The organism is Methyloglobulus sp. (genome assembly GCF_040079455.1).
Taxonomy (GTDB): domain Bacteria; phylum Pseudomonadota; class Gammaproteobacteria; order Methylococcales; family Methylomonadaceae; genus Methyloglobulus.
On sequence record NZ_JBEBKJ010000036.1, the window covers coordinates 24,860 to 34,773 of the forward strand.

Sequence of the window (9,914 nt, forward strand, 5' to 3'; positions counted from 1 at the left end):
TATTGGCACAAAGCCAGCCTACAAGTTATTCAGTCTCAGAAAGAAGCATATCGTCAATGTCGAACCCGCCCGCACGGGTAGCACCTAGCTTAATCATCAGGCGGACTTCATTTCTGGAATCGGCTGCATTCAAGGCATCTTCATAACTAATCTTACTAGCCACATACAAATCATAAAGTGCCTGATCGAAGGTTTGCATACCCTGCTCACGGGAGGATTTCATCAGCTCCTTGAGCTTGGTTACTTCGCCTTTGCGGATATAATCCTTGGCTAATGGTGTGTTCAGCAATATTTCAACAGCGGGATAGCGGCCCTTGCCATCGGCTCGTTTAATCAATTGCTGAGCGATAATGCCACGCAAATTGAGCGACAAGTCCATGCACAACTGATCGTGCATCTCATCTGGAAAAAAATGCAGGATTCTGTCTAGCGCCTGATTTGCATTGTTCGCATGTAGAGTAGATAAGCATAAGTGTCCAGTTTCAGCAAAAGTGATCGCATTTTGCATAGTCTCGCGGGTTCTGATCTCACCAATTAAAATGACATCAGGTGCTTGGCGAAGGGAATTTTTTAAAGCAACCTCGTAAGATTCCGTATCAATCCCAACCTCTCGTTGAGTAATAATACAACCCAGATGAGGATGTTGAAATTCTATCGGGTCTTCGATAGTAATAATATGACCGCTACTATTTTGATTCCGGTGTTTTATTAGCGAGGCAAGTGAGGTAGATTTACCTGTGCCTGTTGCCCCAACAAAAATAACTAACCCCCGCTTTTCCATAATCAAGTCTTTAAGGATAGGGGGCAAATGCAAATCCTCTGCATCAGGAATCTGGTTTTCAATTCGCCGTAACACCATGCCTGCGGCATCGCGTTGGGTAAACGCGCTAATCCTGAACCGACCCAGACCAGGATAACCGACGGCAAATTGGCACTCTTTAGTGTTTTCAAACTCGCTTTTTTGCCGTTGATCCATAAGGCTGCGCACAACTATTAGGGATTGCTCGGCGGTCAGTATGGTTTTGGAAACCTCAACCAGCGCCCCCTCGACCTTCATAGTGGGCGGCCTACCAGCAGTGATGAATAGATCGGATGCCCTTTTTTGCACCATCAATTCTAATAAGGCTTTAAAATCCATGATTTTCTCTGTTTAACGGAACATGTCTTTATTAACGGCTTTGCTCATTGCCATTTTGGAATGAATCAAACCTTGATCGACTAGTTCTTTCAGGTTTTGATCCAGCGTTTGCATACCATCCTTACGTCCAGTTTGAATGGCTGAATACATTTGTGCAACTTTGGCTTCACGAATTAAGTTTCTGATGGCCGATGTACCCACCATGATTTCATGAGCCGCAACGCGACCGCCACCATTTTTCTTGAGCAATGTTTGTGAAATGACCGCTTGCAGGGATTCAGAAAGCATTGACCTTATCATGTCTTTTTCTGCGGCAGGGAAAACGTCAATAATACGGTCAATCGTCTTGGCTGCCGAGGTAGTATGCAATGTACCGAACACTAAGTGACCAGTTTCTGCCGCCGTTAGCGCCAAGCGGATGGTTTCCAAATCACGCATTTCACCAACCATAATAATATCCGGGTCTTCCCGTAGTGCCGAGCGTAAGGCTTCATTAAAACCGTGGGTATCCCGATGCACTTCGCGCTGGTTAATCAAGCACTTTTGGCTTTCGTGAACAAACTCGATAGGGTCTTCAACCGTCAGGATATGGGCGTAATCATTGTTATTGATGTGATTAATCATCGCCGCCAAAGTGGTTGATTTTCCTGAGCCTGTGGGACCGGTTACCAAAATCAAACCGCGTGATTTCGTGGTCAGTTCGGCAAAAAATTTGGGGGCTTTTAAATCTTCCAGTGATAACACCTTGGATGGAATCGTTCTGAACACGCCCGCAGCACCGCGCTCCTGATTGAACGCATTCACCCGAAACCGCGCTATACCAGGCAGTTCGAAGGAAAAGTCGGTTTCCAGAAATTCTTCGTAGTCACGCCGCTGCTTATCATTCATGATGTCATAAATAAGCGCGTGGACTTCCTTATGTTCTAGCGCGGGGATGTTGATTCGCCTAATATCCCCATCAACCCGTATCATAGGCGGCAAACCTGCTGACAAATGTAAATCCGAAGCGTTATTTTTAACTGAAAAAGCTAGTAATTCGGCAATATCCAATGTTTACTCCTGGAATTTGAAAGAAAGGGACAAATAATCCACTAACAATAGCTCAACTCTGCGCTTTTTTAAAGCCAGATTACTTACTATAATCGAAAACCACCATCATCATGACCATCGCCCAAAGCATAACGGCTATTCGTAGTCAGATAGAAGAATATTGCCATGCGTGCCAGCGCAATCCAGAGACTGTTTTATTGCTGGCAGTAAGCAAAACCAAACCTGCAAGCGATATTGCAGCGGGGTATCAAGCTGGACTTCGCCATTTTGGGGAGAATTACTGCCAAGAAGCTTTACTAAAACAGCAAGAACTGGGGGCTTATAACATCACCTGGCATTTCATCGGCCCTATTCAATCCAACAAAACCAAGTTGATCTCCCATCATTTTAGCTGGGTACACAGTGTTGATAGCTTGCGGATTGCCAAACGCTTAAGCGAACAACGACCAACCAACTTGCCACCTTTGAATATCTGCCTGCAAGTTAATGTCAGCGGTGAACAGAGCAAATCAGGGATTAGCTTAGCTGAATTGCCTGCACTCTGTTCGGCAGTAGCCGTACTGCCACGCTTAAAGCTGCGTGGCGTGATGGCGATCCCTGCACCACAAGATGATTTTGAACAGCAACGCTTACCTTATAAAAGACTTGTTCAAGCTGTTGTTAATCTCAATCTACCTGAGCTAAACACTTACTCATTTGGTATGACAGATGATCTAAAAGCTGCGATTACGGAAAGTTCTACAATAGTCAGGATAGGCACGGCACTTTTCGGTAGTCGTGAAGGTTTAAGCCGCTAAACGGGATGCTTCCAGCAAAGAAATGACTTCCTCGCATTGGATGATGTCTTTAGACTGAGCTTTATGTGCAGCCAAGATAAACTCTGCTAAGGCATTGATAGAAAACCAATTCGATTGTTTATTGACGAAACTAAAAGCGGCTAAAAACAGTTCTGCCAGCTTCCTGTCGCGCTCAGCCTTATGAAGCATGAAGCACTCCAGGTATTCAGCAATAACTTCCAAGTCTGAACTGCCACCATAGAATTTTAGCGCACCCAAGTAAACTAAGTTAGGGTTGAAAACTTCGTTATCACGCGACGCGACATACTTTGCCTCTGCCAGAGCCCCTGCCAGCAAATTGATAACATCCGCTTCAAAAGCGCACAAACACTCTTCTTGTTCAGGCCAGGAAAAATACTGAGTAGCTTCAGCAAACGACATAGGCAAGCTTTGAATTAAGCGACCACCTTCAACTTTTGCCGTGTATTTGCCATGATTATGTGTGAATCGATCAGATTGTGGCTGTGGTTTGATGACGATTTGAAAATGCACTGCAGGTAATTGTTTTTGCTTGTTGCCAAGATAAATGGCTGCGGCATGTCCTGCCTGATGATAAGCCGCTCTCTTGTCAATTTCGATACGAGTGTCTGGTGGAGCACTTATAGCTATGTAGCTGTTTTTCATGATGACCTCGTTAAAAAATGCGGACTGACCGTCAGTCCGCATAGAGGGGTGGAAGGATGTTAACTTATGCGCTAGTGAACACCGACAAAAGTTAGATATAGTCTAACAAATTTTCTTAGCCTTGAGGATGCGGCAAATTGTCGCACCCCAAGAAGCGTAGTTATCCTGCATAAATCAATGTCCTAGCAGACTGTCTTAATACCCAAGTGTGCAAATATCTTCAAAAAATGTTCATCTCGGTAAAACTCATTCTCAGCATAGATTGTTTTTTCTGTCCTTTTAAAAGGTGGATGGCTATGATGTGGATTGTAACCGACTAATTTTAATCACATCATTCTAACCTTCTCGCAAAGGGTGAAGGAGTTTTTTTGAATTATTTAGAAATGCCCTAAAGGACATGTCCATATAATATAATTTGAGACCTTTGCACCACCCCAAGCCCCAAGACGGGTAAAATAAGCCTTTATTCAAGACCGAGCAACAGCCATCATGTCCTGGAAGAACCTAGCCCAAACCAGTATTATGCGCTAGGTTATTGTTATCTTTCGCTTCCCATGCATATACATGAAATCTAGCCAGCAGGTTGAGCAATTTTTTCGGGAAGAAAGGATAGGCACCAAAAGCCTTATTTATTTGACTTTTCCCGCCGCATTATCGGCTATGCTGAACAATGCTTACCGCGTTATCGACCAATATGCGGTGCAATGGCTAGGCGTGGATGCCCAGGCTGCAATTGCCTCTTGCACCTTTGTACTGATCGCCTTTTTTGCGGGCTATACCATTTTTGCATCGGGTGCGATTTCGCTGGTTGCGCGTGCGGTTGGCAGTGAGAATGTTAACGAGCAAAAGCGGCTGATTGGTAGCGCGTTAACGGCTGCGTTAATAGCAGGAATCCTTATTTTAACTGCCAGCGGTGCGTTAGCGCCTTGGACGGTCAAAAGCTTAGGGTTACAAGGCAATCTCGCCCAGCAAGCTGAAACTTATCTGCGTTGGCATGCGCTCTATTGTTTGCCACAAGCGATTATGCCGACTTTAGATGCCATATTTATTGCTTATGGGCGAACCAAAACCGTTTTGCTTCTACAAGTTATCGCATCGCTACTCAATTTTTTGTTGAATCCTGTATGTATTTATACGCTTAAATTGGGTATCGGGGGGGCAGCGATGGCGACGGGTATTAGTGAAGGCGTTGCGGTATTGCTGGGGCTTTTCCTGCTATCACGGACGGCGCACTTTGATATTAAAGCGTTTCGTCTGAATAATTATGCCTTACGCATCATCAAAGTAGGCTTGCCGATGTGTTGGGGGACGTTAGTATTTGCGGGTGTTTACTGGGCATTGCTACGATGGGTGATTTCACCGTTAGGATCTACCGTTAATGCGGCATTAGGGATTGGCTTTTCGGTGTTGGAAGGCTTTACCTGGCCGGTGTTTTGGGGGTTTTCTATGGGTATTGCCAGTATAGTGGGGCGTTGCTTGGGGGCAGGGGAGGTAGACAAGGCAAAACATGCCATACAGTTAGCGTTTAGATTGGTGAGCTTATTCGGCTTATTGGCTTCTGCCGTGTTCTGGTGGGGTGGGGAAGCGTTATCTGGGATGTTTACGAATGACGCGAAGGTGTTGCAGCAAGCGGTACTTTACGCGCAAGTTTTGGCATTTTCGCAGTTGTTTGTCGCTTATGAGGCATTGGCGGAAGGCATCCTAAGCGGCGCTGGTAAAACCAAGTCTATTTTTTATTGGTCTGCACCGTTGAATATCTTACGAATACCCTGTTGCTGGCTGTTTGCTATTCATTATGGTTATGGCGCGGCGGCGGTCTGGTGGGTGATTAATGTTTCGACGATACTGAAAACGCTGGGTAAATGGAGTACGGTTATCAGTGGGCGATGGCAGTCTTAATGTCTTGCTACGTTAGCTAACAAATTATCGTAAATGCGTAATTTATAGGATAGTTACTGCCAAACCAACAGAACCTTATATCTTCTGTCGTTTGTCTACCATATTCAGTATAAATCAAAACTTATTACTGATAAGGGTTTGCGATATACTGACAAATGACGATGATGGTTAAGGGTTCGGCATCAGTATGGTGTTGTTGTGGTTTTCGGATTCTAATCGTATGATCGTTTTCTTTCCAGATCCAGTATAAGCCATAAAAATCAGGAGGTATCATGGGAAATTACAAACACATATTACTGGCGGTGGATTTTTTTGAACCCGCGCAGGTTGTTATCGACAGGGCTAAATCGCTGGCAGAGACGTATAAAGCGTCGTTCAGTATCATTCATGTGGTTGATAACATGGCACTTCCTGATGTCGGTTACGCACTGGATACAGCTTATGACATTGACTTGACAAGCGAAATGATTGATGCGGCGAGAAAAAAACTGTTCGATCTCGGCAAAAAATTGGGTGTAGAAGAAGGCCGGCTTTGGGTTGAGTTAGGTAGCCCAAAGCTGGAAATAAACCGAATTGCCGAGGAAAATCAGGTTGATCTAATCGTGGTCGGTTCGCATGGTCGGCATGGTTTCGCGCTGCTGTTGGGGTCAACTGCTAATGGTGTACTCCACCACGCCAAATGCGATGTGCTGGCAGTGAGATTGCAGGATAATTGATGCCCATCACTTAATATGATGGGGTGTTTAGTGTGGAGTCCAATAAAAAAAAGTATAGTGACTCGAAATTTTATAGATAAGGCGGAAAAAAGTGATAGGAGTTATACAAAATTACGATCCTGAGGCCGAAGCTGGGACGATAAGTAACGGTAAGGAGCTATTTCAGTTTATTCTGGGCGATTGGATCGCAGGTGCACCGCCTGAGCAAGGAGACCATGTTACGTTTGATCTTAGAGGTGTGAAACCTTGTAATATCAACCTCTATGTTGCTGCCCTGGATAAGGGCGAAGCGGTCAAACGCAAATATCTTGCGGTTTTTTTGGCGCTTCTTTTCGGTTATGTGGGGGCGCACCGATTTTATCTGGGCTATTACCGCATCGCCGTTACCCAAATAATCGTTAACACTTTGCTTATAGTAGTCGCTGGTATACCGGGTTACGCTTTCCTTTGGGGTTTTGTTGAAGCGATATTGATTTTAGGTGGGCATATCGACAAAGATGCCCAAGGTCGTCCACTCAAGTAAAAATTAGACGTACGATATGGAGTAAATGAAAAGGGCTTTGTGATCACTCACAAAGCCCTTTTGTTTAAACGGGATGTTGCTTATTTAGGTTCAACATTCGCAGCAGTTAAGCCTTTTGGCCCAGTTTCAATGTCAAAACTAACGGACTGTCCTTCGGTTAAGGTTTTGAAGCCTCCTCCCTGAATCACAGAATGATGAACAAAAACATCCTCACCACCTTCAGAAGGGGCAATAAATCCAAAACCTTTGGTATTGTTAAACCACTTTACAGTGCCTGTGGCCATAATGAAAACTCCTAAATTAAAATCTAACGGATAACACAGAACGACAATATTGATAACCGAGCAACCATTTTTAGCGGTAATACGTGAGTTCAACATCCCATTTCTGATCGGGCGGTATTGTACTGATATTTTTCACTAGATGCTATTTATTGAACGATTTTATACAAACCATCCAACACTAATGAATTCGGGCTGACAATTCCGATGACCGTGCGGTTCTCAATAACTGGCGCACGTACGAGGTCATGATCGGCAAACAAACGTGAACAATAGCGAATATCCATCTCAGGATGGACTGAAATCACGGGTTTGTTCATTATTTCATAGACATTGACCCGATCCGGCGCTCGGTCTTTTGCCAGGACATGTCGGGCAATGTCTCCAGAAGTAATCAAGCCGTATTCATCGTCTTCATGGCGCTTGTTGACAACTAAAACCGCTGTTTTGAGGGTTTTCATCCTTTTTAAGGCATCTTCGACAGTAGCAATGCCATCAATTGTGCCAAAATCAGTTTTCATGACATCTTTGACACGGATTATAGTGCGCTTTTCGTTCATAACTTATCCTCAAGTTCTTGGGTTAATTCTTCAACTTGGTGCATTACGCCAATTGCATCTTCCACATCAATTTGAAAAGCGATGCCCGTACCGGGTTTGCTGTCAAACTCTCCCGCCTTGGCTATTTTTTCCAGGATATGGCGGCTAAGGCGTTCTTCAACCAGGAATAACAATACATCCCGTTGTGTGTCCAAGGTCAAGCCGAAGAAGGTTTTCGATTGTTTAATACCTTCGCCACGGGCATGATTGATGACGGTTGCGCCTTTCGCGCCATTAGCGCGGGCGGTATCCAGCACTAAGTCGGTCTTGTCATCTTCGACGAAAGTAATAATTAATTTGAAGTGCATAGCATTCCCTATTGTTTTGATGAAAGATTGCGTTTATTCAGCCATTGGGCAAGTTGTGAGTAGCCTAATACCGTAATAATAGGAAACAGGCTCGCAAAAGCGATTAGTCCAAAGCCATCTATCAGCGGATTACGTCCTGGTACGGCTTGCGCCAACCCCAAACCTAACGCAGTGACCAAAGGAACCGTGACGGTTGAAGTCGTGACACCACCGGAATCGTAGGCCAAGCCGATTATCATTTTAGGTGCGAATAAGGTCTGGATTAACACGACAACATACCCTGAGATGATGTAAAAATAAAGCTCCGTTCCCGTTACAATTCGAAAAGTACCTAAGGCTATGCCGAAAGCAACGCCAATTGACACAGCAATCCTTAATCCTAGCGATTGTATGACCCCCCCTGAAATTTCCTCCGCCTTATAAGAAACTGCAAGTAACGAAGGTTCGGCAAACGTGGTGGCAAAACCTATACTGGCTGCAAACACATAAATCCATTTATAGGCTTGCCAGGGAATAGTTTGCTGGTCTGCACTGATATTGAGGAATTCTGGCGTCGTGAGCTGGGTTGCCATTAACTTACCTAAAGGAAACAGCGCCAATTCCAAGCCTTCAAGGAACAAGGCGATTCCTAAAGTCACGTAGATAAAGCCGATTAGGGTTTTCTTGGGGTTGGTTATAGGTTTGCGGATCACCAATAATTGAAAGCCGATAATAATACCAGCAATAGGCAGCATATCCCGGCAGGCTTCCAAGAGCGTTTGCGCCAGATGAAGCAGCCATTCCGTCATATCAACATACCGTAAGCCATCACGAAAATCATCGGCGTCAATGACGCAAAAGCGATTAAACCGAAACCATCAATCATCGCATTACGGCCTTTAATGGCGGTGGCAAGACCAACTCCCAGTGCGGTTACCAACGGTACGGTGATGGTCGAAGTGGTGACACCGCCCGAATCGTACGCAATGCCGATAATTTCTGCCGGTGCAAAAGGTGTCATGACCAATACGCAACAATAACCGCCGATAATCAAATAGAACAAAGGCCAGCCGCGAAGTATCCTTAATACACCGATCAGGATGGCAAAACCTACAGATAAGGCGACAGTGATTCGTAAACCCAGCGCATAGCTATCTTTGGCAGCATCGGTTTGCTCAATAATATTGGCTTTGCTGGCGATCTCGGCCGCTTCATCAACTACGGCGATTAACGCAGGTTCAGCAACGGTCGTTCCAAAACCTAAGCAGAAAGCAAAAGTCAGCAACCAAAACAAGCTACCCTTACGGGCAAATGCGTATGCCATAGTTTCGCCAATCGGGAACAAGCTTTGCTCCAGGCCCTGAATAAATAAGCTAAGCCCAAGAATAATCAGGACAGTTCCGCCGATTAGTTGGCTCACATTGGGGATTGTTTGCTGGATAATGACGACCTGGAAAAACAGGACGACCACTAGTATGGGAAGCAGATCAAAAAAGCTGCTGAACAGCCGTTTGATAAAAGGGTGATTAAACATAAGCATCTAACGGTTTGTTGGTGGCGATATGATCTTTAATCGGTTAAACATGTGAATTAACATGAGAATGATGAAATAATAAATTGATTTAACTACTTCAGTGTTTCCACATGGCCTGTTACCAAGAAATCATCTGCCCACAGTGTGGCGGCTACAACATCGCAAAATCGGGTTTAAGTGCCTGCAACGTTATCGTTGTCGGCATCTTGATTGCCCGACCAAGACCTTCATGCTCAACCACCGTTACCGGGCTTACGAGCCTGTCTCGTAATCACATTTTTATTAAACAATAAATTTTCAATAATATGATTTATAAGCTTTCTATTCGTAATCTACCAATATGGTTTAATAAGCTGTTCCTAGACAAATGTTACAAGACAAGCAAAATAGGGGGAATTGGGGCAAATTAACCTTAAACCCCTCATTT

At 44.6% G+C, this 9,914-nt stretch carries 13 protein-coding genes; 5 read left to right on the forward strand and 8 right to left on the reverse strand.

All coding sequences use genetic code 11. The features are described 5' to 3' along the window. Positions 1-25: 25 nt before the first annotated feature. Positions 26-1,138 (reverse strand): PilT/PilU family type 4a pilus ATPase, encoded by a 1,113-nt coding sequence (locus ABL924_RS09470; protein ID WP_349026847.1) that lies wholly within the window; start codon positions 1,136-1,138, stop codon positions 26-28. Positions 1,139-1,150: 12 nt separating this feature from the next. After that, positions 1,151-2,188: a type IV pilus twitching motility protein PilT gene (locus ABL924_RS09475; RefSeq protein ID WP_349026848.1), complete on the reverse strand. Its 1,038-nt coding sequence runs from the start codon at positions 2,186-2,188 to the stop codon at positions 1,151-1,153. Positions 2,189-2,298: 110 nt separating this feature from the next. Here ABL924_RS09475 and ABL924_RS09480 point away from each other — a divergent pair, with 110 nt between their 5' ends. Next, a complete protein-coding gene (locus ABL924_RS09480; protein ID WP_349026849.1) occupies positions 2,299-2,985 on the forward strand; it encodes a YggS family pyridoxal phosphate-dependent enzyme in 687 nt (228 codons plus the stop codon). Here the strand turns inward: ABL924_RS09480 and ABL924_RS09485 are convergent. Further along, positions 2,974-3,648, reverse strand: a complete 675-nt coding sequence (locus ABL924_RS09485; RefSeq protein ID WP_349026850.1) for a hypothetical protein — start codon at positions 3,646-3,648, stop codon at positions 2,974-2,976. The genes ABL924_RS09480 and ABL924_RS09485 overlap by 12 nt on opposite strands. 564 nt (positions 3,649-4,212) lie before the next feature. Here ABL924_RS09485 and ABL924_RS09490 point away from each other — a divergent pair. From ABL924_RS09490 to ABL924_RS09500, 3 genes are all read left to right on the forward strand, one after another. After that, complete coding sequence (locus ABL924_RS09490) at positions 4,213-5,547, forward strand: MATE family efflux transporter (RefSeq protein ID WP_349026851.1); 1,335 nt, start codon at positions 4,213-4,215, stop codon at positions 5,545-5,547. 272 nt (positions 5,548-5,819) lie between these two features. Continuing rightward, on the forward strand, positions 5,820-6,263 hold the full coding sequence (locus tag ABL924_RS09495; RefSeq protein WP_349026852.1) for a universal stress protein: 444 nt from the start codon (positions 5,820-5,822) through the stop codon (positions 6,261-6,263). A 91-nt stretch (positions 6,264-6,354) separates the two neighbouring features. Then, positions 6,355-6,786: a TM2 domain-containing protein gene (locus ABL924_RS09500; RefSeq protein WP_349026853.1), complete on the forward strand. Its 432-nt coding sequence runs from the start codon at positions 6,355-6,357 to the stop codon at positions 6,784-6,786. 80 nt (positions 6,787-6,866) lie between these two features. Here ABL924_RS09500 and ABL924_RS09505 read toward each other — a convergent pair whose 3' ends face one another. The 5 genes from ABL924_RS09505 to ABL924_RS09525 all read right to left on the reverse strand — a co-directional run bounded on the left by ABL924_RS09505 (position 6,867) and on the right by ABL924_RS09525 (position 9,487). After that, entirely contained in the window at positions 6,867-7,070 is a 204-nt protein-coding gene (locus ABL924_RS09505; RefSeq protein ID WP_349026859.1) for a cold-shock protein, read from the reverse strand. Positions 7,071-7,216: 146 nt separating this feature from the next. After that, positions 7,217-7,627, reverse strand: coding sequence for a CBS domain-containing protein (locus tag ABL924_RS09510; protein WP_349026854.1), 411 nt, complete (start codon positions 7,625-7,627; stop codon positions 7,217-7,219). Further along, complete coding sequence (locus ABL924_RS09515; RefSeq protein ID WP_349026855.1) at positions 7,624-7,974, reverse strand: P-II family nitrogen regulator; 351 nt, start codon at positions 7,972-7,974, stop codon at positions 7,624-7,626. The genes ABL924_RS09510 and ABL924_RS09515 overlap by 4 nt, the downstream gene beginning before the upstream one ends. An 8-nt stretch (positions 7,975-7,982) precedes the next feature. Continuing rightward, entirely contained in the window at positions 7,983-8,762 is a 780-nt protein-coding gene (locus ABL924_RS09520; protein WP_349026856.1) for a DUF1538 domain-containing protein, read from the reverse strand. Beyond that, the gene (locus ABL924_RS09525; RefSeq protein WP_349026860.1) at positions 8,759-9,487 is read right to left on the reverse strand and encodes a DUF1538 domain-containing protein; all 729 of its coding nucleotides are present in this window, start codon (positions 9,485-9,487) and stop codon (positions 8,759-8,761) included. The genes ABL924_RS09520 and ABL924_RS09525 overlap by 4 nt, the downstream gene beginning before the upstream one ends. Positions 9,488-9,597: 110 nt before the next feature. Here ABL924_RS09525 and ABL924_RS09530 point away from each other — a divergent pair, with 110 nt between their 5' ends. Continuing rightward, complete coding sequence (locus tag ABL924_RS09530) at positions 9,598-9,780, forward strand: hypothetical protein (RefSeq protein ID WP_349026857.1); 183 nt, start codon at positions 9,598-9,600, stop codon at positions 9,778-9,780. The last annotated feature ends 134 nt before the right edge of the window (positions 9,781-9,914 follow it).